Origin of the sequence: Candidatus Arsenophonus triatominarum (assembly GCF_001640365.1) — a bacterium.
GTDB lineage: Bacteria > Pseudomonadota > Gammaproteobacteria > Enterobacterales > Enterobacteriaceae > Arsenophonus > Arsenophonus triatominarum.
Genome location: NZ_LWMI01000056.1, coordinates 1 through 25618 on the forward strand (window position 1 = coordinate 1; position 25618 = coordinate 25618).

Annotated in this window: 29 protein-coding genes and 7 pseudogenes; 18 read left to right on the top strand and 18 right to left on the bottom strand. The window is 38.5% G+C overall.

The genetic code is table 11. The features are described 5' to 3' along the window. Window positions 1-452 precede the first annotated feature (452 nt). On the top strand, window positions 453-626 hold the full coding sequence (locus tag AYJ55_RS31240; protein ID WP_187153360.1) for a hypothetical protein: 174 nt from the start codon (window positions 453-455) through the stop codon (window positions 624-626). Between the two features lie 204 nt (window positions 627-830). Here the strand turns inward: AYJ55_RS31240 and AYJ55_RS21985 are convergent, their stop codons facing one another. Next, entirely contained in the window at window positions 831-1112 is a 282-nt protein-coding gene (locus AYJ55_RS21985) for a hypothetical protein (protein WP_425393839.1), read from the bottom strand. 101 nt (window positions 1113-1213) lie between these two features. On the opposite strand from AYJ55_RS21985, the gene AYJ55_RS21990 reads away from it, so the two are divergent. The 17 genes and pseudogenes from AYJ55_RS21990 to AYJ55_RS22060 all read left to right on the top strand — a co-directional run bounded on the left by AYJ55_RS21990 (window position 1214) and on the right by AYJ55_RS22060 (window position 11949). Beyond that, window positions 1214-1684, top strand: a complete 471-nt coding sequence (locus AYJ55_RS21990; RefSeq protein WP_063657639.1) for a KilA-N domain-containing protein — start codon at window positions 1214-1216, stop codon at window positions 1682-1684. 548 nt (window positions 1685-2232) lie between these two features. After that, window positions 2233-2298: pseudogene (locus AYJ55_RS36515) on the top strand (hypothetical protein); the annotation flags it as partial. 96 nt (window positions 2299-2394) lie between these two features. Next, on the top strand, window positions 2395-2658 hold the full coding sequence (locus tag AYJ55_RS33995; RefSeq protein WP_245677527.1) for a hypothetical protein: 264 nt from the start codon (window positions 2395-2397) through the stop codon (window positions 2656-2658). Window positions 2659-2832: 174 nt separating this feature from the next. After that, window positions 2833-3645, top strand: coding sequence for an antA/AntB antirepressor family protein (locus AYJ55_RS30080; RefSeq protein WP_162505820.1), 813 nt, complete (start codon window positions 2833-2835; stop codon window positions 3643-3645). Between the two features lie 9 nt (window positions 3646-3654). Beyond that, on the top strand, window positions 3655-3942 hold the full coding sequence (locus AYJ55_RS22005; protein ID WP_063657923.1) for a hypothetical protein: 288 nt from the start codon (window positions 3655-3657) through the stop codon (window positions 3940-3942). Further along, complete coding sequence (locus AYJ55_RS22010) at window positions 3939-4187, top strand: hypothetical protein (RefSeq protein WP_063653611.1); 249 nt, start codon at window positions 3939-3941, stop codon at window positions 4185-4187. Before AYJ55_RS22005 ends, AYJ55_RS22010 begins: the two co-directional genes overlap by 4 nt. After that, window positions 4184-4642, top strand: a pseudogene (locus tag AYJ55_RS34000) (Sak single strand annealing protein); the annotation flags it as partial. The gene AYJ55_RS22010 and the pseudogene AYJ55_RS34000, both read left to right, overlap by 4 nt. A gap of 163 nt (window positions 4643-4805) precedes the next feature. Beyond that, window positions 4806-5462 (top strand): lambda exonuclease family protein, encoded by a 657-nt coding sequence (locus AYJ55_RS22015; protein WP_063657925.1) that lies wholly within the window; start codon window positions 4806-4808, stop codon window positions 5460-5462. Further along, entirely contained in the window at window positions 5414-5851 is a 438-nt protein-coding gene (locus AYJ55_RS22020; RefSeq protein ID WP_063657927.1) for a single-stranded DNA-binding protein, read from the top strand. The genes AYJ55_RS22015 and AYJ55_RS22020 overlap by 49 nt, the downstream gene beginning before the upstream one ends. A gap of 67 nt (window positions 5852-5918) precedes the next feature. Continuing rightward, the gene (locus tag AYJ55_RS22025) at window positions 5919-6164 is read left to right on the top strand and encodes a hypothetical protein (protein WP_063657929.1); all 246 of its coding nucleotides are present in this window, start codon (window positions 5919-5921) and stop codon (window positions 6162-6164) included. Window positions 6165-6248: 84 nt separating this feature from the next. Next, a complete protein-coding gene (locus AYJ55_RS22030; protein ID WP_063657931.1) occupies window positions 6249-6971 on the top strand; it encodes a phage antirepressor KilAC domain-containing protein in 723 nt (240 codons plus the stop codon). A gap of 235 nt (window positions 6972-7206) precedes the next feature. Then, window positions 7207-7374: a hypothetical protein gene (locus tag AYJ55_RS31245; protein ID WP_187153273.1), complete on the top strand. Its 168-nt coding sequence runs from the start codon at window positions 7207-7209 to the stop codon at window positions 7372-7374. A gap of 109 nt (window positions 7375-7483) precedes the next feature. After that, window positions 7484-8518, top strand: a pseudogene (locus AYJ55_RS22045) (IS481 family transposase). Between the two features lie 205 nt (window positions 8519-8723). Continuing rightward, complete coding sequence (locus AYJ55_RS34010; RefSeq protein ID WP_245677528.1) at window positions 8724-8849, top strand: DUF2281 domain-containing protein; 126 nt, start codon at window positions 8724-8726, stop codon at window positions 8847-8849. A 379-nt stretch (window positions 8850-9228) separates the two neighbouring features. Beyond that, a complete protein-coding gene (locus AYJ55_RS27360; protein WP_074168200.1) occupies window positions 9229-9597 on the top strand; it encodes a GtrA family protein in 369 nt (122 codons plus the stop codon). Continuing rightward, window positions 9597-10523: a glycosyltransferase family 2 protein gene (locus AYJ55_RS22055; RefSeq protein WP_063657935.1), complete on the top strand. Its 927-nt coding sequence runs from the start codon at window positions 9597-9599 to the stop codon at window positions 10521-10523. The genes AYJ55_RS27360 and AYJ55_RS22055 overlap by 1 nt, the downstream gene beginning before the upstream one ends. A 1-nt stretch (window position 10524) precedes the next feature. Then, window positions 10525-11949 (top strand): glucosyltransferase domain-containing protein, encoded by a 1425-nt coding sequence (locus AYJ55_RS22060; protein ID WP_187153361.1) that lies wholly within the window; start codon window positions 10525-10527, stop codon window positions 11947-11949. Window positions 11950-11959: 10 nt separating this feature from the next. Here the strand turns inward: AYJ55_RS22060 and AYJ55_RS30090 are convergent, their stop codons facing one another. The 17 genes and pseudogenes from AYJ55_RS30090 to AYJ55_RS34960 form a co-directional block, all read right to left on the bottom strand. Then, window positions 11960-13966, bottom strand: coding sequence for a phage head-binding domain-containing protein (locus AYJ55_RS30090; RefSeq protein ID WP_063657939.1), 2007 nt, complete (start codon window positions 13964-13966; stop codon window positions 11960-11962). 71 nt (window positions 13967-14037) lie between these two features. Beyond that, complete coding sequence (locus tag AYJ55_RS22070; RefSeq protein ID WP_245677529.1) at window positions 14038-16008, bottom strand: hypothetical protein; 1971 nt, start codon at window positions 16006-16008, stop codon at window positions 14038-14040. A gap of 36 nt (window positions 16009-16044) precedes the next feature. Next, window positions 16045-16173: a hypothetical protein gene (locus AYJ55_RS34950; protein ID WP_281181213.1), complete on the bottom strand. Its 129-nt coding sequence runs from the start codon at window positions 16171-16173 to the stop codon at window positions 16045-16047. Between the two features lie 2 nt (window positions 16174-16175). After that, window positions 16176-17486 carry a phage DNA ejection protein gene (locus tag AYJ55_RS30095; RefSeq protein WP_162505785.1) on the bottom strand — a complete coding sequence of 437 codons (1311 nt, stop codon included), beginning with the start codon at window positions 17484-17486 and terminating at the stop codon, window positions 16176-16178. Window positions 17487-17497: 11 nt separating this feature from the next. Next, a complete protein-coding gene (locus tag AYJ55_RS22080) occupies window positions 17498-18106 on the bottom strand; it encodes a lipase chaperone (RefSeq protein WP_063657748.1) in 609 nt (202 codons plus the stop codon). Continuing rightward, on the bottom strand, window positions 18084-18551 hold the full coding sequence (locus AYJ55_RS22085; RefSeq protein WP_063657658.1) for a DUF2824 family protein: 468 nt from the start codon (window positions 18549-18551) through the stop codon (window positions 18084-18086). The genes AYJ55_RS22080 and AYJ55_RS22085 overlap by 23 nt, the downstream gene beginning before the upstream one ends. Beyond that, window positions 18551-19198 carry a hypothetical protein gene (locus tag AYJ55_RS22090; protein ID WP_063657659.1) on the bottom strand — a complete coding sequence of 216 codons (648 nt, stop codon included), beginning with the start codon at window positions 19196-19198 and terminating at the stop codon, window positions 18551-18553. Before AYJ55_RS22090 ends, AYJ55_RS22085 begins: the two co-directional genes overlap by 1 nt. Beyond that, window positions 19195-20210 (bottom strand): annotated as a pseudogene (locus AYJ55_RS22095) (packaged DNA stabilization protein); the annotation flags it as partial. The pseudogene AYJ55_RS22095 and the gene AYJ55_RS22090, both read right to left, overlap by 4 nt. A 411-nt stretch (window positions 20211-20621) precedes the next feature. Further along, window positions 20622-20972, bottom strand: a pseudogene (locus AYJ55_RS27370) (packaged DNA stabilization protein); the annotation flags it as partial. Next, window positions 20926-21405, bottom strand: a complete 480-nt coding sequence (locus AYJ55_RS22100; protein WP_063657662.1) for a packaged DNA stabilization gp4 family protein — start codon at window positions 21403-21405, stop codon at window positions 20926-20928. The pseudogene AYJ55_RS27370 and the gene AYJ55_RS22100, both read right to left, overlap by 47 nt. Beyond that, window positions 21386-21589 carry a hypothetical protein gene (locus tag AYJ55_RS30100; protein WP_063657663.1) on the bottom strand — a complete coding sequence of 68 codons (204 nt, stop codon included), beginning with the start codon at window positions 21587-21589 and terminating at the stop codon, window positions 21386-21388. The genes AYJ55_RS22100 and AYJ55_RS30100 overlap by 20 nt, the downstream gene beginning before the upstream one ends. 56 nt (window positions 21590-21645) lie before the next feature. Beyond that, window positions 21646-22965, bottom strand: a pseudogene (locus tag AYJ55_RS22110) (P22 phage gp5 family major capsid protein). Further along, on the bottom strand, window positions 22925-23824 hold the full coding sequence (locus AYJ55_RS22115) for a hypothetical protein (protein WP_063657664.1): 900 nt from the start codon (window positions 23822-23824) through the stop codon (window positions 22925-22927). Before AYJ55_RS22115 ends, AYJ55_RS22110 begins: the two are co-directional and overlap by 41 nt. Before the next feature lie 10 nt (window positions 23825-23834). Beyond that, the gene (locus AYJ55_RS36680; protein WP_483771135.1) at window positions 23835-24119 is read right to left on the bottom strand and encodes a hypothetical protein; all 285 of its coding nucleotides are present in this window, start codon (window positions 24117-24119) and stop codon (window positions 23835-23837) included. Window positions 24120-24161: 42 nt separating this feature from the next. Further along, window positions 24162-24934 (bottom strand): annotated as a pseudogene (locus AYJ55_RS36685) (portal protein). Then, entirely contained in the window at window positions 24880-25095 is a 216-nt protein-coding gene (locus AYJ55_RS36690; protein ID WP_483771136.1) for a hypothetical protein, read from the bottom strand. The pseudogene AYJ55_RS36685 and the gene AYJ55_RS36690 overlap by 55 nt, the downstream one beginning before the upstream one ends. Before the next feature lie 310 nt (window positions 25096-25405). Then, the coding region (locus AYJ55_RS34960) for a portal protein (RefSeq protein ID WP_281181214.1) at window positions 25406-25618 on the bottom strand (213 nt) is incomplete at its 5' end.

The window sequence follows — 25618 nt, forward strand, 5'->3', positions numbered from 1 at the left end:
ATGAATGATGCAATTCTTGATATAGCAAGCAAATATGGAATTTATGATAATATCGACTTCTGCGAACCTGAAGACATTGAATTCCATCTGATAGGAGAATAATTAATCAATTCACAAAATCAAATCCTTTCTTTTTATTAATCATAAATAAACAATTCATAATATAATCAATGTCTTATTAAGGTGATCATTATTCCTGTTTTGTGTGTTGTTGGATTACACAGAGGGAGCGAGCCTGACGCGCCAGAAATATCTGGCAATCAAATTAGTTTCAGGATGTGTGAATGCGGCTCTGCGCTCGCGGGACAGTCAACATTCTATAAATTATCTTTCAATAGCTAAAAATATAGTTTGATTGCGTTTACCCGACCCGTGATGACTGTAATCGGACACCAAGAGGCACTTGGCACACATCCTAACTTTTCAGCAAATGTTAACAAGGAGTACACATAATGAGATTGGACAATCCACGCATTGTAACGGCAAAGCATCCCAATATGGGTAATCTGGTTGGGATTACTAATGGTAGTCGTCATTTGAGCGATGCAAAATACTTAAGCAGCATTGATATATGGAATGACGACGACATGGAAACAAAACTTTCAAAGAAATTATACAGTGCTTAACAAAAAAATAAGCGTCTTAAAAAGAGAATTTAAGACTGATGAAGATATATGTGAAATTGGTGGGCTGTGCAGGATTTGAACCTGCAACATAGGACTAGAAGAATTTGAGTATTGCTGTTGCAGCACCGATAGTCAAAACTATCACACTACCCAGCTTTAAAAGTAGTCCTGTAGCAATATGTTCAACATCCTTACGAATTAAGGCTATCTGAGCGTCAGTTTTTCAAAACGTGCTTGTATCTGAGCTTCGTTCTTCTCAAAACGAGCAGCCATATCTTTGCGAACATCAGCTATTTCAGCAGATAAGTCTTTACGAACATCAGCAATATTGCGATTTACCTCAACAATATCAGCTTTGGTCGCTACATCCGCAACTTCATGCGATCTACGTACAACAAGTGAAATAGCTTTAGCTTGCTGACTAGTAAGTCCAGCCGTTTGAAGCTCTTCAGATGCTTGTAGTGTATCAAATGCAACCTGACCCATAGGGAATCCTCCTTTTTGGTAAGTATAACGGGTTTAGGGTTCAATCTGCAAAATCTTTCACGTTAATACCTTAATTCGTTTCATTACGGAGAAATATTTTTATGTCTAAATTAGTTGTTATTGAAAATACCGTTGTCCGTCAAGATGCTTTCGGGCGTTATTGTCTGAATGATTTACACCGTGTGGCAGTTGCACAAGGTAAAGCAACTGAGTCTCAGCGGCCATCTGCTTTTATTAAAAGTAAAGGTATTTCTAAAGTAATAAAAATCTTAGGTAAAAATTCAGTACAAATAATGCATGGTGGTATTGAATCAGGAATTTGGGCTGTAGAAACATTAGCTATCCGTTACGCTACGTGGCTCAAAAAAGAAACAATTATAGAAAAAAATAGAGCAACAACCGCTTGTAATTATAACGTAATAACTCATCAACAAGAGTTTACCGATAAGATTAATGCGGGACTTATATTACTGGATTTTGCAAAAACAGAGCTGAAGCTCAAGCCTTCTGAAATAATTAACGCGACAAATAAATTGGGTCAGTACATAGGCATAGAAAATATTCTACGATAACCAATTCCCACGATTGCTAAGCGTGATGGTGAACGGGATTACAGCAGCATAGTAAAACATTGACATTTTAAATACCCATTGACGAAAGAAGAAATCATGCGCTATATTCTATATTAAGTGCTGAACACACCTTTTGATATAGCGGATACCGCTCCCGAAAGTAATGCGGTTTTTTTACGTCCATAGATTGTTATGGTCGGGTAGCGAACAGTATATACAACACCCTATTGGGGAAAACTGTTGCCGTCTATATCCGGTGTTCAAGTACCCGACCGCCCATCCGAACAATGGGTGATATTGAACAATTGATATAGGATGTAAAAATGAATACTCAACTCAGATCATTTTATTTTAACAATATCTACGATGTGCGTGTTCAGATTATTAATTCTGAACCATGGTTCTGCCTTAATGATGTTTGTAAAGCTTTGACAGTCATAAACTCAAGTGATTGCTTTCAAAACAGTTAGATAAAGCTGGGGTAGAAAAAATCTACCTTAGGTCAGATGGGCAGAGACGGCAATTTGCCTTTGTAAACGAAACCTAATCTTTATCGTGTTATTTTCCGTAGCAATAAGCTGGAAGCAAAACAATTTCAAGATTGGGTATTTAATGAAGTTTTACCGTCTATCCGAAAAACTGGCAAATATGAGCATCCTCAGCCCAGACCCGAAGCACCAGAACTCTTAAATGATAACGATACTCGCAATTTGGCTCATCTTGTCTGGAGCATGGCGAATGGATTTAGATTTGAGAGGGCATGGACGCAAGGTATCTGGTATGCGCTACGTCATGCGACAGGAATCGCATCGCCTCAGCACTTCGAGGTTAATCAAATCGCAATAATTGCAGAAGAATGCCGACGGATTTACGGCATTACTGACACGCTCAAATCAGCTATCTTCGATGCTGAAAAACAAGCCATTCGTCGTCTACTCCGCCATAAGGAAAATGTCGAGATCGTCCCTTCGTGAAATGCAGCAACTGTTAGAAGCCAGTACTCACGAACATGATAGCGTCATGACACAATCCCTTGAAAAATGGCAACAAGCGAACGTTAATCGCTTCCTCCAACGTAACTAAATAATCTTAACGCCCCTTTTTACAGGGGCAATCATTCATCAATTTAACTATTGAAGGATACCCTTATGCAAAATTTAATAAATATCGAAACAAAAAACATTAACGGCGGATTAATCCAAACTGTTAATGCCCGTGATTTACATGCGTTTTTAGAGATTAAATCCAGATTTAATGACTGGATAAAAAATCGGATTAGAGAATATAACTTCATAGAAAACTTAGATTTTATAACGCTTACTAAAAATTTAGTAGGCGGTGGCTCAAGAGTTGACTATCACATTTCACTCGATATGGCAAAAGAGCTATCAATGGTTGAGCGCAATGAAAAAGGTAAACAGGCCAGACAGTACTTCATTGAATGCGAAAGACGAATTTTACAATCACAATTACCCAATAACCCAACAACTTTAGGCTTACCTAATTTCCTTGACCCTGCTGAATCAGCCATTGCATGGGCTGAGCAGCATAAAAAAGTTCAACTGTTAGGGGTACAGGTTCAACAGCTTGAAACCGAAATCGATAGCCTAAAAAACCTGTTTCAGATTGGTATGACACCTGTTCAATTCTGCAAGCAGCTTAATGGCGTAAATATTAACCAGGTCAACCTTTTTCTGGAATCGCGTCATTTTCTCTACGATGCAGAAAAGGATATCAGCAAGGCTCATGTCTGGCGTGTTCATTCTTATGCGAGAGATACCTATCTAACCGAATCACCCTTCATCATGACAAACGATTACGGGAAACACCAGTGTTATAAAATCGTTCTGCTAAAAAAGGGGGCTTCATGGCTATATAACCAATACCTCAAAAGTAAGCTACCGATGAAGAAAGACTGGAACGGCGAATTCACTCACGACAAATATAGTCAGGTGGCATAAGGGGTAACGATGAACAAAGACAACATCCTGCTAGCGCTGGCAAGACAGGCAGCAAAGTTAGCGATTGATACCCAACGACAAGATATATGGCTAATCGCTTTATCACTGCAACTAAAAGCTTATGGAAAAAATCATCATGCCCTTAAATCTGAAAAGGCGAAAAAACGCCATCTTAAAGAAAAAATTATCACTCTGCTACTGGATTCGTCCTTTTCACAAAATGAAATCGAGTTATTAGTCGCGGAGATTAAAACCAGAAAAAACAGGATGCTATTTCAGTTCGAGGAGGTCAAATGAACCCTTACGCCATGCAAGATTACTGGTACGAACAACAGCAAGAAATTGCTTATTGGGAAGACAGGCTGGACGACGAAATCAGCGAACTTGTCCAGCCTGTTTATGACTGCCTACCTTCCTCAGTGATGCGAAAACTCAGTATTGAGGATTTTGACGATATCTGGAAGGCGCTGTTTAACCATTTCAAAAATGAGAACATCCATCAGTACAAAGCACTTCGAGCACCTAAGAGGAAATATCTATGAGCGAAACACAACATACCGAAAAAGAGAGAAGTTTTCAACAACAGGTTTGGGAAACGCTGTCGGTGATTAATGTTAACGATAAAGTTGAAAAGAAAAACGGCCTTTCTTATCTCTCATGGGCTTGGGCATGGGGCGTATTAATGGCACATTATCCAGAATCCTACTATGTCATTGATGCCATTAGCTATAACAATGATGGCAGTGCGATGGTGTCGTTAACACTCACGGTTAAACAAGGAAATAATGAGTTTCCCCGAAAAATGTGGTTACCCGTTATGGATTACCGGAATCAGGCTATTTCTAACCCTAATGCCGTTGATATCAATAAAACGCTCATGCGCTGTCTCACCAAGGCTATTTCAATGTTTGGATTAGGATTTTATATCTATGCCGGAGAAGACTTGCCTGAACAGGAAAAAATTGTAATACAGAAAGAAGCCGCACAACAAAAAGCCCGTTACGAACAATTAATCCAGGAATTAGAAACATCAGCAAAAGGCGGTATTGAATCAATGAAATCCCATTGGCTGAAATTAACACCAGAAGAGACGGATATCATTGGCGAAGAAAATAAAATGGCTATTTATCGCAATATTGCAATGAAAAACGAGGCTAATCATGAAGCAGAAAACGGACGAATGGTTTCAGGCAAGACTTGGGAAAGTCACCGCCAGCAATTTACACAAGGTGTTATCCAAAGGCAGGGGAACAACGCAACGAAACTACCTCATGCAATTAGTTTGTGAAACCCTTACCGGACGACGAGAAGAAATTAAAACCAATCAGGCCATTGAACGGGGCATTGCCCTTGAACCACAAGCTAGAGCGCGATATTACCTCAATGAGTTTGATGTCACGGTCACCGAAGTGGGCTTTATCCCCCACCCGTCTATTGCGCTATTTGGGGCAAGTCCTGATGGTTTGGTTAATGATGATGGACTTATCGAAATCAAATGCCCCAACACCACTACCCACATTGAAACCATTGTCACAGGAAAACCGAAATACGAATACCTGTTACAAATGCACGGCCAAATGATGTGCACAGGCAGAAACTGGTGCGATTTTGTCAGCTATGATGACAGACTTCCCCCTAACCTTGCATACTACAAAATCCGGATTATCAAGGATGACAATCTGGTTAACGAAATTGAACAAGCCGTTCAAGCATTTATCGAAAAGCTGAAATCAGAAATCAACAAAATTAATCAAAAAGCGGAGGCAACATGGCAAACCACAACCAGTGTAACTTTACCGGACGCATCGGCAAATTAGATATCCGCTATACCCAAGATAAAAATCCCATATCCGTATTTTCTATCGCTATCAGCAAATCAAGAAAAGACAACAGCGGTCAATGGATTGATGACACAACATGGATTAATTGTAAAGCATTTAAGCAAGTAGCCGAATATATCAACAATCATGCACAAAAAGGCACTTTTGTTCGTGTTACCACTGCCTATCAAGAGAATAAATGGACGGATAAATCCGGTCAGCAAAGGTTATCACCTGAATTTCTGGTCAACGAGATTGAAATATTGGGCAACAGGAAGGAAATAAAACCGCAGGAAAGTCAAGATAGACTAAATATGCCAACCACTAACCAGCCAGACAGTAACACAATTATCGAGCCCGATTTTGATGATTCTATCCCCTTTTAGTCACAGGAGACCCACCATGTGGATTTTAATTTTAGCCATGTACACTAATTATATCGGAGGTTAAGCAATGAAACTTAACATCATCAAATTATTAATCACGACATTAGTATTTATCAGCGCGGCATTTGCTTTCGAACTGATAGTTGGACATCTTGCGCACGCTGATGCCGTCATTGACCCACAAATCAGGTTTAAACGTGGCGAATTAGGCAATATCCATTTAGGCGGGCAAGAGCTACTGGTTATCAGCATCATGATAGTGCCTGCACTCTTTGCCTATTTGGGGGTATTCCTTGATACCTTGAAGAAATAGTTGCAAAACAAGAAGTCATTACCCCACCTAGCTTATTCCACTTAATCAATGCTCATTCATCAATTAACTTTGAGGAATTACGATATGCAAAATTTAATCAATATTGAAACAAAAAATATCAATGGTGAATTAATCCAGACAGTTAATGCACGTGATTTACATGCGTTTTTAGGGGTAAAAAACCATTTTAAAGATTGGATAAAAGGTCGCATTGAAAAATATGGATTCATTGAAAATGAGGACTTCGTGACTTTTGCGGAAAAAACCGCAAAAGGTAGACCGTCTATAGAATGTGCAATCTCTATCAACATGGCGAAAGAGTTATCCATGGTTGAGCGCAACGAAAAAGGGAAACAGGCAAGACTTTACTTTATTGAATGTGAAAGAAAAGCATTAGAAGCCGTTAGTCCGGTTAAGATATTAAATGACCCATCAGCGATGAGAGGATTGTTGCTTAATTACACAGAAAAAGTTATTGCGCTTGAACACAAAGTCGATGAGATGAAACCGCAAGTTGAAGCACTAAAACGAATCAGCTATTCAGAAGGCTCGTTTTGTATTACTGATGCGGCAAAATCACTCCAAATGAAACCCAAAGCACTTTTTTCATGGTTACAAGGACATGATTGGATTTATCGGCGTGTTGGTGGAAAAAGTTGGGTTGGCTATCAGGATAAAATCAAGCAGGATTTAATCGAGCATAAAGTGACTGTCGTTGCCAGAAATGACGGTTCGGAAAAGTTAACTGAACAGGTAAGAATTACGCCAAAAGGACTTGGAAAATTATCCGTTCTTATTAGTGAATAATACCAAGCAAAAAAAAGACCAGCGCAAGGCTGGCCAACACCAGGTAAAATGTTACTGTTAACAAACACACAACGTTAACAATACCACCATAAATAACCTTATAAAAATTAATGTTTTGATCAACATTTACATTCATGTAATCAATAACCGGAGTAATCCTATGAATAACATCCATGAATACCGAACAACGTTACATCATGTCAAAGCAGGGATGCAGGTTATTTATCATTGTGAGGTGATGAAAATAATTAGATTGAAGGAAAAAAAATTAACAAACAAAGGATTGATATATCAATTCGATACCGATGGAGAAAGCGGAATATTAACCGGAAATGGCGGTAATAAAATCACTGTCTTAGAAAAAATAGACGACTTACATAAAAGTAAAAGCTGGTATATTTAACAGGAGATGAAAGTGTATTAGTCTTAACTTAATCCGACAATTCTGATTTAAAAAAGAGCGTTACCGGTTTTAATTAACATCATTAGATAATTAAATAAAAGGTAATTCTATGTATCAAACAAATAATCCTATCATAAACATAAAGTCGGGTTACTTAACCTCGCTGAAGAGCTTAATAACGTCTCAAAAGCCTGTAAGATTATGGGGATATCCCGAGATACGTTTTATCGCTACCAGGAACTTGTTAACGATGGTGGGATAGACGCTTTAATTAATCAAAATCGACGGGTGCCTAACGTAAAAAATAGAGTAGATGAACAGATTGAAAGCGCTGTAGTCGAGTATGCGATTGAATACCCTGCACACGGTCAACACCGCAGTAGTAATGAACTAAGAAAAAAAGGCATTTTTGTTTCGGGGAGTGGCGTTCGCTCTATTTGGCTGCGCCATAATCTCGAAAATTTTACAAAACGCCTAAAAGCGCTTGAAGATAAAATCGCAACAGAAGGAATTATCCTGTCAGAATCACAAATCAGTGCTCTAGAAAAGAAAGCGCAAGATGATGAAGCCTGTGGTGAGATTGAAACAGCGCAGGTTATCTGGGTTCACAAGATACTTTTTATGTCGGTCATTTAAAAGGCGTTGGTCGTGTTTATCAACAAACTTACATTGATACTTACAGTAAAGTCGTTCATTGTAAGCTTTACACAACAAAAAGCGCGATAACGGCGGCAGATTTATTAAATGACAAGGTTCTCCCTTTTATTCCCAGCATGGGTTACCGGTGTTACGTATACTGACGGACAGAGGCAGTGAGTATTGTGGTAAAGTTGAACATCACGATTATCAACTTTATCTCGCTATCAATGATATTGATCATACAAAAACTAAAGCTCGTTCACCTCAAACTAATGGGATTTGTGAACGCTTTCATAAAACTGTATTACAAGAGTTCTATCAGGTGGCTTTTCGTAAGAAAATCTATAGGGCTTTAGATGAATTACAAGCTGATTTAGATAAATGGTTAGCGGAATATAATAACCAACGCACTCATCAAGGAAAAATGTGTTGCGGTCGAACTCCTATGGCAACTTTACACGATGGAAAACAACTTTGGAGAGAGAAAGATTTAAATCAAATTTAACCTGACAGGTACTGTATAAATAACCGGTATCTGTCAGATTAAGTCTGAGCTACTACATGGCGTAAAATCTCAAGCACAACTGTCAGTAAAATCCAAACTGGGACAGTCAACCATCAACCGTATCGTTAAAAATGAAGCGAGTGCAACCATAGATAGCCTTGAAGCCATAGCAAAAGCTTTAGGGCGTAAACCGTATGAGTTAATGTTGCCCCCTGATGATAATAACGTCCTGAAATATGACCATAAAAAATTTGCTGAATTACCCTGGTCAGCAAAAGAAGAAATTCAGGATTTTATCGAGTTTGTCATTCATAAATATCACGGGAAATAACACTAATACTGAATGGATTTGATAATATGTTTAGTCTCCCAGTCAATAAAATTAAGCGTATTACTAACTATAATAAGGTAAATAAAAATAAAAAAATTATTTATCAATTACTTATAAAAATATAGCTCATTTATTATACGCATTTACACGTAAAAACAAGCGATTTCACTCACTATAAATCAATTACTTACGGCTTATAGTGAGTGACAATTACTGGTTTTTTTGATATTTTTATGGATAATTTTTATACACCTTTTAACATCAAAAAATATTTAACCAATCTTGCTGGTTTTTTATTTTAATCTGCTTAAACTGTAATCATTAACAGTAATAATAAAATTACCTATATGATAAACTCCACACTCAAATTTAATGATAGATAAATTTTGTCACACATTTCACTAAATACTTTTCAATTGGAATTATCAATACGCTTATCCACTGGATTATATTTGCTATTATTATTTCTATAACAAATATTACACAGGCTTATGCTAACCTTATCGCTTTCTTAGCGTCAGTAACATTCTCTTTCTTTGCCAAAGCTAAATTCACTTTTAATAAAAAGTCAACTGGTTGTCGATACATAGCTTTCATTGGTTTTATGGGAATGATGAGTTACCTGATAGGATGTTTCTCGGATAAATTAAATATTTATCCTATTTTAACATTAATCACATTTTCAACCATTAGTCTTATGTTAGGTTTCTTTTTTTCAAAATTTGTTGTATTTAAAGGTATTGAATAATGAAAATTTCATTAATTGTCCCTGTTTTCAATGAAGAGGAAGCTATTCCAATCTTCTATAGAACTGTGAGGGGAAATGAAAAATTACAAAAATATGAGATTGAAATAATTTTTATTAATGATGGTAGTAAAGATTCGACAGAAAATATTATTAATGCATTGTCGTTAGCTGATGAGCAAGTGCTAGCGTTGACCTTTACTAGAAACTTTGGAAAAGAGGCCGCCCTTTTTGCTGGTATCGATTACGCGAAAGGTGATGCAGTAATCCCCATCGATGTGGACTTACAAGACCCAATAGAAGTTATTCCACAATTAATCGGAAAATGGCAACACGGTGCTGATGTTGTTTTGGCAAAACGTACTGACCGCTCTACTGATGCGCGTCTTAAACGTAAAACCGCTGAATGGTTTTACAAGTTACACAACAAAATCAGCAACCCAAAAATTGAAGAAAATGTTGGTGATTTTCGTTTGATGTCAAGAGAAGTCGTTGACAATATTAAACAGCTACCTGAACGTAATTTATTCATGAAAGGCATACTTTCATGGGTTGGCGGTAATATTGATATAGTCGAATATACTCGCTCTGAACGAGTGGCGGGCGAATCAAAATTTAATGGCTGGAAGCTGTGGAATCTAGCACTTGAAGGCATTACCAGTTTTTCTACCTTACCTCTCCGTATATGGACATATATTGGCCTGTTCGTCGCTACTATGTCATTTATTTACGGTGGATGTATGATAATAGATAAGATTATATGGGGAAATCCTGTTCCTGGTTATCCATCGTTACTTGTATCTATCTTATTTCTTGGTGGAATTCAGCTTATCGGTATTGGCGTGTTGGGTGAGTATATTGGAAGGATTTATATCGAATCTAAACATCGTCCGCGCTTTATACTTAAGAAAGGAAATAAAAATGATTAAGATGGGTAAAATTGATAGCGGATGCTGGTTTATTATATCAGTAACTACTCTGTTCGTTATCCCACTGTTGCTTTCTGGTATCCTTTATCAAGATGATATACTTCGCTCAGCTAATGGAGAAGCTTATTGGAGCGCCCTTGGTCGTCCTCTTTCTGATTTCGTTGTTATGGCTGTAGGTTTTGGATCAGAATATGTCATAGATCTTTTTCCGTTATCATTAATTATTTCAGCTGCATTTCTTTGCGTTTCTTCGTTAGTACTTTATTGTCGCTTTGCTATTAAAAAAGGATTATCTTCGGGTATTGTTTTTTCACTATTTTCTCTTAGTCCTTTTTTTTTACAAAATTTTTCTTATCATTTTGATTGTTTGCCTATGATGCTTGGTGTTTTTCTGGCAACAATTCCCTACTCAGTGGTTGTTTCATCTTTCCGCCCTATTTTTCGTATTATTGTAGGATCCATTTGTTTAGTAATGGCCTTGAGCCTTTACCAAGCAACAATAAATATATTCCTTTCACTTTCAGCAATTGAAATAATTTATCTTCTTTATACTTCTAATATCATAAAAGAAATCCTCAAGAAATTTGTAAAACGCGTTATAACAGCACTTATTGGGGTAACAGTGTACATGAAAGGAGTAACGCCTTTCTTCCTGTCTAAAAAAGTTAATTCTGATTTAATCACAAAAGTAGATGATCCAGTGAAAAGCCTGATGCATAACCTTGATAGGTTTTGGAATATTGCTGAAAGCTTGCTTAACAACGCAATGTATATGGCATGGTTGCTGCCTATACTAATTTCTATAGCTGGATTGACTATTTTAATTTTTAAAATATTGACTTCTAAGAATGAAGCGTTATCTAAGATATTCGGAGTTTCATTGATTGCATTTGGATTAATCGTATCAATATTTTCTATTACTGGGCCTTTTATCTTTATTGATAAAACTGTTGTAGCTCCTCGTGTAATGATGGGACTTCCTGGACTAATGCTTATGGTTGGATATTTAGCTTCAGTAACTGGCTTTAGAAAAACTATATCTTTCGCTTGTGCAATTCCAGTGATGTTATCCTTATCTTATGCATCAGCTTACGCAAATGCTAGTAAGGCGCAAAGATCGCTTGAAGACAAGGTTTTTTATGATATAGCTTCTTCTATCCCAAAATCATGGAATGGAAAAAAGATTTATATAGGAGGTAAGATATCTACAAATCCTGCCACAGAAATGGAGTTTAAGAGATTCCCTTCTCTTAAATGGATGGTGATGCCAATTTACTCATGGTCAGGAATGATCATGCTTAAGTATTACAACATAAATGCTAATATACTGATATCAAAGGATAAATTGTTAAAAAATGATGTGCTGGATGATAAAAGATTCTTTACTTTATTTGATGGAGTTGAGAAAGTTATTTTACTTAAATAAAAATAAATTATTATGGCTGATAAATTATATCTTTATATTGAACTGTAACTGCAACATCTGTATACGAAGTAAGTAGAGTACATGTTCCTGCAGTGGTTCCATTTCCACTTGTTATGGTTCCAATGTGTACATTATTTCTTGCTCCTGTTGTGCCATCGCCTAGATTTAAGTAAATACCTTCAACATTATCAATGTTATATCCAATTGGAGCAGTGATTGTATAAATTTGTCCATTATTAATCTTGCTCATTCGAGACGACTGTCTTGCTGTTCTTCTCCATCTATTCTTACCGACCAATGTATAACCTATGGGGGAGATGGCTAGAGATAGATTTCTACACCCACTGTCAATTACTCTACTATGCATTTTAATATTAGGTGAAAATTTTACAGGTGCCGCTCCATGTTCAGGCACTAATGTCACGTACCCACCTCTAAAGGCTATAACAGAATTTTCACCTTGTATATTTGCAAAATACCTTGTTTCCGACGTTTCAGTGAAAATATTTCCTAGATAGTAAGTTGAATCATTAATTGATAGCATCATACTATCACTTAAGTTGTTAATATAAGATCTTGAACTTGGAGGAAGTGATATTTTTGATTTAGATGTACCCATAAGATTTCGCATTGACGAATCTGATCCATCATTGCCAGTCGACATTTTATAATGTGCATCTGAAAATAATGCAAATCTAATACTTATTTCTTGATTGCCATTTGCTGTTAAGTGCACTCCTTCCCACTTCTCAATACCGAAGTCGAAAGTAACACCTCCACATGTACCTATTAACGTTATCCCACACGCTGTTTCATTTGTAGAATCGTAGTTTTCATCTGAAGTTACACTTCCTTCGAAATAACCGAAGTATTGAGAAAAAGAATCTGTCCCAATAGTTATAGGAAAAGGTGTGACATCACACTCTATTCTTAGCCTATTGCTTGTACTTCCACCTGATTTGACTGGTCTTTCTGGATCGCCAATTATTGCTGCTGTCCAAAAACCTTTATGACAGCTATCCACCATAATTCTACCTAAATTACCCCAAAAAACCCATGTATAAAATCCATATTCAGCTCCCCAAACGCTAACATCCCATTTTCCACGCATTGAGTTACCGGCATGTAAACAAATTGTATTTGTGCCTTTTGTTGGCGTTCTTCGAGCTACTGGATATCTTAACTTAAATCCTTCAAAGGAAACGCCCCGAATTGAATCATCTGCTGCTCCTGATGGTGCAGGCATTACCCTAACGATATAGCATTGCCCAAATATCGATGTTGCTGAAGGAAAATTCCTTATCATTGTAGTGGCAGGTTTATCATTTTGAACATTTGCATTACCTTTCCATTTACTATTTTCACCAAGTTGTAGTCCATCATTGCCAAAATGATATTGAGCATATGAAGGACAATTAACTTCTGTCTTCCCTCTAGCATAATTCTCAGCAGCTTGACATGCTGCCCAATCGATGGTTTGTTCTAATGAGGTTACGTGAGGATAAACCGCCTGTGCTTCTGTTAATGTCTTAAATCGCTCAGAAAGCGCATGAACAGTACCATCACCAATAGCCCCAAATTGTTCAGGTGTAACATAATTTAGCATTTGTTGCAGATTACCCGATGGCTGGACACCTATCATTGATGCACCATCGGGTTGTTCAAGCTTACCTTTAAATTGGTCAGGATCATACTTTAGAATATTTGGAAAATAGAACTGTTGCGCACCATAGCTGTCATACACGACCATCGAATGGCCTTCTACCGTAACAAACTTGGCAATTTGACCATTGTAAACTGGATAGCCGGCTTGATTGATGATAATAGGTTGTGCAACAGGGACATGTGATCCGTCTTCATTCTCAAGATATACCTGAATCTGGTTCTCTGGGATGGTGGGATCCCTATCGATTTTACCGATGTAAACCTTACCATTGCTTGCAGCAGCAAACTTTCTTCTTAAGGTGAATAATTGGCTTGGCATACTCACGACAACATTAGGCATAATATCTGACATTTTTTCTCCAGATAGAAATGAGGTGTATATTTATTAAATAATGGGATTTATAAAACTTTTAGATAGGATTGTTATTCGTTGTTGTTACTTTTTGTCATTCCACTCATCGTAGCAACAAACCCAAGTCTGGCCATTTGCTGGAACTCTTCACGACTCAGCGTATCACGAAGTACTCTCATTACGGCTTTATTTTTAACAAAGCGTCTTTCAGCAGCTTCAATGGCTGATTGACTCGCTCCAGCATTAACCGCTTTAGTTGCTTCCTGAATAGCTTTCTCTATTGCATATCTGCCACTACGTTTACTGGCTAAATTGGTAATACCAGAATACAAAGCAGAACTCGCTAAAGAACCTAATACAGAACCAGTTACTCCAGCTCCTGCATAGCCAGCAATAGCCCCAACCGCTTTATTCTTGAGTGGGTCAGAAATAATTTGTAATATTTTTGGTAATTCACCATTGAGCGTTTTCAGGACGGGAACTGATCTTCCTGTATGTTCAATGCTTCTTAAAGGTTTTGACGCCGCTTTTGCTAATAAGCCATAAGCTTCTGTCAGTCTTCCAAGATCGGGTGAATATTGTCTAATCACATTAATGTTTTGTGGTGTAAGTATTGAAGCAATATGTGAAATTCCCGCGCCTTCTGATTTACCCCCTCTCACACCCTGTGATGCTGCATCCTGCAATATTGATGCTATCGTTGGTTCATATTCATCCTTTGGAACAGATTTCATCATTTTATGAAAATCTTTTAAACCTTTTTTCGATGAGCTTTGTAATGCAGAAACGCCTTTTGTGATTAGCGCATCATTTGATAGGTCTCTTCCAAAAATAGCTTCAGCATCTTTTTGGGCGGTTATTCTTGCCTTAGATAATTCATTAGCTTTCGTCCAGTCTTCAAGAAAACCACCCTGTTGTGCCATTTTCTGCATATCTTGTGTTATGGCTTGTCTAACTTCTCCAGCACGTCTGGCCGCATTTGCTTCACCTCTACGGCTATATTTTTCTGCTGCATCAGAAAATTTAGCTCTCCATGCTTTCATGCCATCAAACGTAATTCCCCCTTTTTTATAAGCAGAAACAAATTGCTTCATTTCAGATGATAAAGGAACGCCAGCAGAATTTTCAGCTTGAACAACCGCATTGGCATTAGCCATTTTCATCTTTTGATTTGGCATTGTAGATCTAACATTATTCCAGGCTTTCCACTCTGCCTCTCTCATTTCATCTAGATTTGATATGACTCTTCCTTTAATCGCTGCGCTTTTTTCTGATGCCGTTCCAGATTCTGCACCTAATTCCTCTAAGTTTTTGTTCAACTTGCTTTTTATTTCATCAAATGCTTTCATGTGAGCATCTTGCACAATTCCTGGTGTTGAAGATAAAACTCCTTCAGTTTGCGCAATGCCTGTACTACCTGAACGCATACCTGGCGTTAAAGCATTAATGTCAATACCCGTAACATCAGCTGCTTTAGCAACATCCGGATCTATTTTGGCGGCTTGTTCTGCTATTGATTCTCGTCCTGCTTCAGATCTGGCTAATTGTACAATATCATTTGCCGTGTTAATTTCAGTTGATGCTGGTGATGCTGTACGTTGCACAACTGCATTATAAGCTTTACCTAATAGCGGAGTAATCGCTCTCGTTAATCCACTACCAGCAACCCCAATACCCAAATCAGTCGCTAAATTTTGGCCATTATCGCGCTGACTATTCTGTGCTAATGCCCCTACACTATTTTCAGCCACCATATCCGCTAATTTAGTTGCACCACGCTCCAGTCTTCCCGCGTTGGTAACAGAACCTAATGCGGCTGCTGTTCTTTCTGCGCCAACACCAGGAATAAGATAAGGCCCAATTTCAGCACCCAATTTGGCATATGGATCTTGTGGTTTTAAATTATCAGGTAACTCTAATCGCTGTGTTGGTGTATAAGTACCATCGCCAATTCCTAACTGATTACCCGCCCACGAAGCTCCTGACATAAAAGCATCGGCAATTTCAGGGATAATATTCGCTACATTAACACCTGTTTGCAAAAGTCCTTTTCCTGCCTCAGTAATAGGATTACTATCTTAGTTTTGAGTAGATCGTCTTTGTTGAATTAATCCAGCAATTCGTTGAGCGCCAGTCTTATCGCCTGCTGAATCCGCATTTCTTAATGCAGTAAAAAGCTGTTCTTCTGAATAATCATTGATAGCCATGATTACCTCGATAAATATTTATTTAATAATTCATCATCTGAAATATTTGAACTATCAACATTCATCTTTTCGTTAGGCTCATCTTGCTTAAAATCCGGGTAAATTTGCTTGAAGTTAGCATTCAGCCTATTTTTGCTAGTATTTGCGTTTTTTATAATATTCTGCAATGTTTTTCTGAGCGCTTCTGGCGACTGTTTTTCACTCAAATTACCCAGTGAATTCTGCAATGAACCAAATTCTCGGTTAGTGGTATTCCCTAATCCAGCGGCACCATTGGCTGACAATTCTTTCATTGAGCTTAATGTTTGCAGTCCTATTTGATCTTTCAAATTGCTAATCTGTGCCGCTAAATCTGCTCTGACAGTACCAGGAATATTTGGCATTATACTTCCTGCCCCAACCGTCCATTCCAGATAGGGATTATCCAATATACTTTGCGCTTGTTGTGCCAATCTGTCTGCGTTGTCATTAATTGTATCAATGCGTTTTCTATCATTAATCGGGGCGACACGTTTTTTTTCAGTTGCTTCATCTATCTTTTGTTGATTAGCCGCAATTTGTTGCTCTAATGCTTGTTTTCGCAATTCGTTAGTCGAATTTTGTGCTTGTCGATCAAGTTTCTTGTTCTCAAGTTCTGCTCTTTTTATCTCTCTATCCAAGGCTGCATTTTGCGCAGAAATATTTTGACTTCTCATTGTTAAAGACTCACCTGCTCGGTTGCTGCGTTCTGTTTCAGCAAGTTTACCTCTGTCAATGTCACGACCTTCTTGTTTATCTTGAATATCAAAATATTTTTCTGGACCCAATGCATGCATACCAATTAAATCAGTCATCTGATCAAACTGTTTTGGGTCTTGCTTGTAGGATAAAAATGCTTCTTCTGGTGATAATCCCATCTGATTTAATATCGGTGCATTTTTCTGTAATGATGACATCAGTGATTGATCACCACTTTTTGCAGCAAGACGCAAATCCATGGCTGCTTGTCCAATAACCTGATTTCTGTCCTGGTCAATAAAACCCATCCCTTTTTGAATGCGTTCAATTTGTTCAGGATGAGCCACAGCAAGTTGCTTCATTGCGTCGCGATCATTAGCCGCATAAGCCGCACCGAAAGATTTCATAAAATCCGCTTCTGATTGCTGTTTTTCTCTTGCCTGCAAATTGTCATAAATTGAACCTATACCCTGTGCAAGCATAACACCCGTATTAGGACGTTCAGCATATTGTGGTACTGCTGGCAATCCTAGCCCTCCCGCAGTTTGATTCGATATTTGCATACTGGGTAATCCAGCAAGTTGAAACGCCGCCATAGAAACTCCAATTAAAATAAACTACCCAGTGCACCTAAACCACCACCAATTACAGCTCCCCATGGTCCGCTAATACTTGCGCCTGTTGCAGCTCCTGCCATGCCACCACCTAATGCTCTCTGCCATCCAGAAGGGCTACTTGCCGAAGCCGCATTTGCTGCTCCAATGTTCTGTAATAATTGACCGACATTATTAGCGTAATTTTGACCTGCTGAAGCTTGTCCGGTTGCTGCATTCATGCCAATGCCAACTAAATTACCGTAATTTTGCATCTGATTAGATAGAAAATTCTGCCCTAATGCTGGAGCGATAGATGCTAATTGATTACCTGTTGCCGTCGAACCTAAACCACCTGTCGCTTCGGCGGCATTTAAACTTTGGTACCTCGCTTGACTAGCCAAATCATTAAACTGTTGCGAATTATAAAAATTGTTCAATGCCTGTGCCTGTCCCTCTGGCGACATCAAATTTTGCAATTGATTTAACGCTGGCACCCCGACTCCCATGTATGGCGTTAAATTTTGCATTACACGTTGCCATTGGTCTCTTTGTAGATCTATTGCTTCACGTGATGCCCTAGCTTGTTCGCTTGCGCCGTTATCCCCACCGCCTCCACCCATCTTCTAACTCCTCTTTTGTTACCTGATACATTGTCATATTGATTTGTTGATTACCTGCCGTTAATGCATTATCAATCACACCGACTCTTCGCATGTTCATTAATTTGCAAATAATTTTCCCCCACGGGGTTTTTTCAGGAACATACGTAATCACGGTTGAAAAATTGATATTATCCACCAACCATTTTGAAAATTTTTTTGTGGCTTCTAATGCATATTTTCCTCGAAAACCTGGATCAAACACAGGATGAATTTCAATTAACTTGTTGCGAATAAATTCTATTGAAAAAAAACCAACCAGCATTAACCCTTCATAAACACCCACATAAAGCTGATTGTTCTTTAATTGATAATCCCCGTTATTTTCCATTGCATAACCGATCTTGCTTTTATCCATAAAAAACCGCTGGAATTGTTGGATATTGTCAATAACTTTAATTTCCATCAGTCAATCAACCCGTGCGATCTTAACGCGTCTTCTAGTGCCTTGATGCGCTGGCGGGATGCGATTAATGCATTAGCCAATGCATCAATTTCATCTTTTTTATACTTTTTTCCAATTGCGAAGGATTGATCTGCATCAAAAGCGTTCTTCAATGGAGTACCGATAGCGGGAGTAAATCCAATAACACGCTGACCAACCACTTTTGTACCGTTAACGGAATAAGCAGTGTTGACATTGAGGGATGATGATAAATTTTGCTGAGTCACTCGACTCAAGGAGACGTAATCAACGATAATTTCGGATACTTTGCCATCCAAGTCTTGTATCTTTATTTTAAGTCCGTTAACGTCGTTCTCAATATTAAGCACCCGAACCTCAAGACTTGCTAAACCCTCCTCAGTTTTTGTTATCCTTTCCTCGTGATTCCCAAGGATAATATCTTGCTCTTCATTTTTAAGTTGCGCAGCATAAGCTTCATATCCTGAGTCGTTAGCTCTGTTAACGACTTTGCCTATATCCTCGGCACCACTTAAAACGATCCTACGATAAGATTCGCTGAAATTTGAAGGAAGGATATCAGGGGTGATATATGAACCTTGGACGCTGATTGGCTCCTTTAATCCTGGATTTGCATATTGATTCGTCATTGTTCAATCCTTAGCGACATATTCGATAATGTCACAGGTGATTTAGTGATGATACGTATTTTAAAACCAATATTTTTTCTAACTCTGCCAATTCTTCGCCAAATAACTCGCTGGTCATAACGAAACGGGGAGTTTTGCTCTATTAATTGCTCTCTGCCATAATTGATGCCGTCTGTTGTTGCGGACAGAAATAATTTATCTGCAATTTGAGCAACACCAGTCGAAGATTCCAGTTCAAAATCAAATAATCTTGCATTGTCAGCTTTTATCATTGGTGTATAAAGAAGGTGTTCTGTCGATTGTTCGTATTGACTTGATGCGTCGAAAACTAAATTACCGATAATTCCTTCTTTCTTGTCACCCGCTGTGATTTGATTTCCATAGAACATAAAATCAATCGCACGATAGGGATTGTCATAAAGTCCTGATTTCAGTATCGACCATTGATTATTTGCAGAAATATCGAAACAAAGAGTATGCTTTGAAAGATGAATAATTAATAATTCATGATTATCAAATTTAATTGATTCCATAACTGATTTAGACAATTCATCAGCAGAATAATTACTGATGATTTTATCAATAGTAGCCGTTGATATTTTGTTTTTTTCACCTGAACCTATAATATAAACTGATGGTTGACCAATAGAATGATGACTAATAATTGCGTAATTGTCCTGATAACGACATTTGCAATTACGACCTGCAATACCAATCTGAATCATATACGCTGGTTGAGCAATATAAATGGGTTGTGAAGTATCAGAAGAGCCAGTTAACGAAAAGTATTCAATCGTAGAAGAACCAAAACAGACTATCATGTCTCGCCATGATGCAACTGAAACTATCCCATCAGGTTGCGATTCAGCGCTGTAAAATGGTCTATATCTATCAGGTTTTGATTCATCTTCAAGATCAGTTATGCCAAATCGATTACCCCTTTTTGCAAAAATACATAACGACTTCTATTGTGACAAACATCAATAACTTCGCCTAAGTTGTATTGCGGATATCTTTCAATAACTTCTGGCACAGTCTGAATCATTGCAAATTCTGTAGAATCAGTGGTGGAACTATTCATCTTATAAGTTATTGTTATTTTTCCCCCTATTCGCTTAATTCCTTCCACCAAAATATCCGTCAAATAAGGTTTATTTCCTCCAGGATTACTTTGCGATACACGTGATCCGAACTGAGATTCAGAAATCGTTATTTCATTTCCCTTTTTGCCATCAGATGATTTTGGAATAATTTTAAGGGATAAATATCCTTCAATATCATCTTTTGATAATGTCACAAAATCATCATTACCAGCTTTATGTTCCCATTTTTTTACTTCTCGTGTGTATCCTTTTTTGACAACAACCTCTTCTGGCCAATTTGATAATTCTTTTTCTTTCCCATCATAGTCATAGAACTTTAATTTTCCACCAAAGCAAATCGCTTGACTGTTTCCTGAATGAGAAAGTGAAACCCGATCAGTTCCAGGTATATTAGCAATTTGAATGCCATTAAGATAAAGCTTGTTACCACAGACTCGATAGATAGTGTTGTTTTTTGTATTAAATTGCACACCACGTGATATGCCGTTCACTTCCTGTTTTTTTTCAATACCAGGGAATGATCTTAAATAACCCGCAGCATTAAGCACCTCTTTAGGTGTTGCCAGCATATTTACGGGTAATGCATCAATATAATCTGCGGTCTTGACATCTTTAGCTAATCCTTTAGCTAGCGGAATCTGCATTTTTGGCATGGAATCCCCTCTCAGCATAATAGCTATCAGCGCCTAACGAGGAGTATTTATTACCTTGACCAACAGGCATATCACCCCGCCTTTCTATTGGTGGAACACTGAGCGTGTCAATAAGAAGCGCATCATAGGAGGCGGCGGCCGACGCTTCTTGTCTCGGGGTAGGCTCAATGCAATAATCCGATAACATTCTCAGCATCAATTGATAACCAATAACCTGTTTATATTTACGAGGAAGACCTGACGCATCATCGGCTGCGGGTTGTTCATCTAATGAAAACTGATAGCCCAAATCCCCAAATGTAATTTGTAACTCTGCCATCAAGTCTTCAAGGTCAGTAATACTATCTTCAAACGATTGTGGTTCTACCTCTGTGTTAGTCGCATCTGAGGCAATACCCGCCTTACGCAAAGCAAACAGAACAATCTCACCTTTAGTTAACGGCTTTCTCATCTTTAGTGCCCTTTTCTTTTTTAGGCTCATTAGATTTTTCAGGTGTTTTTTTAGGTTCCTTTACTTCATCAACAGATGAAACAAAGCCCATTTTTTTGAAGACAGGGAAATCCGCTGCAACAATCACTGCCTGAACAAATCCAGCTTTATTATCCGACCAGACGAAAACGCTTTTTCTTTCCATGAGTAACCTCAAATAAAAAAAAGGGAGCCAACGCTCCCATATTGTTACGAAGATAATCAAGCATTGCCAAAAAATTGGCCACCCATATGTGGATTAAAACAGACATAGGCAGGTAATAAATCAAAACGCATCATCTGTTTATTTGCATCCCCATCAGCATATTTGTGTACACGAATAGAGAAACCCTCATAACTTGCGACTGCTGAATCAATGCTATGTAATTTTGGCAAGGGGATGGTTCCTAACCCACAGAAAAAACTTATTGTAAAAAAGATTAGGTTTCATCTGTTGTTTTGCAGTTCCTATGATAGAAACGGCATCTCCTGCCTTAACTTTTGCATCAACGGCATTGTATTGGGCATTTTTTTCATCATAAATTGGAACACCCGATAATTTGACAGTAACATCACCAGAAGATGTAGAGTCAGTCTCTTCCAGCACTGTTGCTGTAAAACTGATTGCTGTCGATCCGTTATATAACGTTTGCTTACTTTGCTGATTTAACCAGTGAGTAGACGTAAATTTAAGCTGATCACCGGCTTTTAAAAAACCTGTCTTACTCGGTGTTGCTCCAGTTAATGTTATCGTAAACTGGTAGGAATCCTTAACAGAAAGATAATCAACGTTAGGCGCTGTTTTCACTGTGATTGTTCCGTCAAAATCCCCTTGCTCTCTTGATGCAAGACCATTAGACATTAATGCACGGATCCCCCCAAAATTACCTGTTATTTGCGCGTTTTCCCAAGCTGAACGCACTAAAGGTTCAGCGGAGATAGTAGTTTGTGCATCGGCAAGCCGTTGGGCTGACCACGGATCCATGACGGCGTAGTTTTCACTGGTTTTAATGCCAATATCTTTTATGAATGAGGCCGTTTGAGCCACATCTGACCATTTCTTTATCGGTGTATTCGGTGAGCCTAGCGATAGCGCACCATTGTTCATCATGAAATGGGCTAATTCTGTTTCAAGATCAGTCACCATACGCTCATGAATCGGTGATAGAATTTGTTCAAGCTGATTAAGCTTTAACGCTTCTTCAATTTGTGTCCATTCAACAGCCACCGTGATGTATTTACCGACTTTGCCTGTCGCTTTGCCAGAGATAAGACCATTTTTATCTTTCCCCGTAATGTCACCTGTCTCTGTTCTTTCAGACTTGAATTGATGCGGACGCTTAAAGCTCACACTGTCGCCGTGTTTGAGTTTATCTCACCCGATAATAATTGCCTGTCAACGGTTTTACACAAAACAATATCCGACATAAAACCGGGTAAGAATTTTTTTAAAACGATTTGACTAATATTTGAGTCTAGATTATTTGCCATTTTTTTACTCTTATTCAATAATTGCACCTGGGCACAATTTGTTAAACTCATCGGATTTCACGTTTCCGGCGCCACCTTTTAGCTCGGGTTCAGGCTTAGGTGTTTTTTTAGGTTTGGGTGCCAGTTTTACCTTCTGGCTAATTTGACCTAACAGAAACGCGGCTCGGATAGGATCATTCTCAGCGGTAAGCCGCTGGCGTAATGCTTTGTTTTTTCCAAGTGCATAGGCGATAAGTTCTGTTCCCTCATCAGCAGCATGAATTAAAATTTCCTGTTGTAGTACTGGAACTTCTGAACGTACAACCTCTTCCATCTCCGTATAATCTTTTACGGGTAATTTAGCTGCACGTTGTTGATGGGATTTTAAACGCTGAATAAATCGTTCCTGAACTTCTTGTTGCTGCCTTTGCTGCGCTTGTTTTTTTTGTTCGACATGGCTTTTTTTCTCATGCCAATCTGTCAGTGCTTTTTCATAGACTTCTTCATCATAATCACATGATTCCAAGGTGGGTTTAGCAGGAATAACGTTATCATGATTCACTGGCGATTGATAAGACTGCTTGGTTGTCAATTCCTCAAGCTGTCGTTTCAAATCGCGATTTTCTTTCTGTGTTTCTTTAAATCCTTTTCTAAGTTCTTTAACCCACTTAGGAGCTGGCTTTCCTTCAATTGAATCATCGTCATCAGCCAGCGAGATTTCTTCATCGCCGATCTGCAAGGAGTAATCTTGTTCCTGATCGACGTTCTGATCTGGTTTTACTTCAGATGATTCACCAGTCACAATTTCAGCATTGTCAGTGGTGTTACTCTCACTAACTTGCTTTGTTTGTTCTGTTGTTTCTAGCTGTTGTCGTTTCTGATTTTCAGACATAGGTACAGCCTGACCATCAATGATCAGTTCGTTTTCCATCTATTACCCCTTAACTCTGCGAGAAGTCCGCAGGAGACTGTTGGTTATTTTGTGATTGAATAGTTTTCGCAACATCTAAGCTTTGCTTATGCTGCATATCGGTTGCTTTTAGAATTAACTCGGCATCTGCTCGTGATGAGTCGCCTTGTTCTTTCTGGAATTGATGTAACATTTTTAGCGCTTCTCTAATTTCAGAGCGCTTTGTACTATCAGCAGAGGCAAGAATCTGAACAACTTTGGCTTCTGCTACTCTAGCCTCAGTCTGAGCCTGAAAAGCTTTAACCTGAATAGACAACTCTTCGTTCTTCGCTTTTCTGAACTTCAGCTTGCCCTTGCATCAATACCCTTGAGCGGCTACAAGTTCAGCATTAGGTTGTTGGGCTTGCTGTTGAGCCTGATCAACAACTTGGGCTTCTTCTGCATTACGAGGCTTAACAACGCTTGAGTTAATAACTGCTTGCGATTGTAATCTTTGAACTCGTCGAGCCTTCCCCGTCATATTGTCTAGAATAATCCCCTGAACAACTGCACGCATTGGGTCTTGCGGTAACATTCCAGCCAACAGATTAGTCAGAACTGAAACAGTAGCATCACGTCTCGCTGTATAAGATGGCCCACATCAACGGTGACATCATAACGCCCCGTCGATAAGTCATTCATCGCTACCACTTGTCCTGTCTGCTTATCTTTGATGGCAACCGACATTAACGCTATATCGTCCGTACCATCATCATTAACAATACGGACTTCTCTGTCTGAACCATAGACTTCACGTGCCATCGATAACCAAACTTCACCTGCTCGCTTAAGACTTTTGGCCATGTTATCAAGGTAAATAAATGAGGACATATCAGAACGATGCATCAGATTATTAACCGTCTCTTTAGCTATATTGCTTGGCATTTGTTGCATAGCCTGACTTGAACCGGTTACTTCCTGAATATCACTACTGGTTTGTTGTAATAATGCCGCCATTGCCTGATTGAGTGGCTGCGGTTGGGTGTATCCTATTGGCGTTGGTGGCGCAATAATATTGCCTTGTTTGTCAATCTCATTTAATGGTAAAAAAGCGGGTCTGTTCTTATTTCTAGTTTCCCAATATTTCTCCAGTTTTTTATCTGACTTTTACCAACAATCGGAATTGAGCCCGTATCCTGAGTCGCAGAATCTGCCAGCATCGACACTTGTAAGTTATACAACCGTTGTGCATCCATGGCTTTTGCTATATGCCCCAACTCGCTCAATATCATCGATAAACCACCGCTTACCATAGACTGGAATTAACGGAATATGACACCTGGTATTCGTTGAGCTTTCTCGAGGAATCCATCACATCAATCACTGAGACATAAACATGTTGCGCTTTATGGTTCGCCGAGCTTCCTCGATAAAGCCTATGTCTTCAAGATCATCCTGAACAAAGTTGAAGTTGATCACTGTCATAGGTGACTTTTTCATTAGTGAAGGGATTGCTAAAACTAATAACATCGACGGATTCTTTTTTTACTTCATAATACTTGGCAATATAAACAACATCATTATCAAACCAGTCATAATCCCAAGTTTTCTCAATTCTGCTATCTAACGTCGACGGATCTTTATTGTATTCAGTTTGTATTTATCAACTGACAGTGAATACATACAGAAAGCCCATTCAGCATCAGACTTATCATATTTCTTTGCGTCAGGATCAAACCAAACGGAGCGGGCAGGATCGTATATTGGCTCCAAGCGAATACGCTGTCTTTCATCCATGGGTTCAAGTTCATTGACTAAATTTGTCGTCAGCCTGAA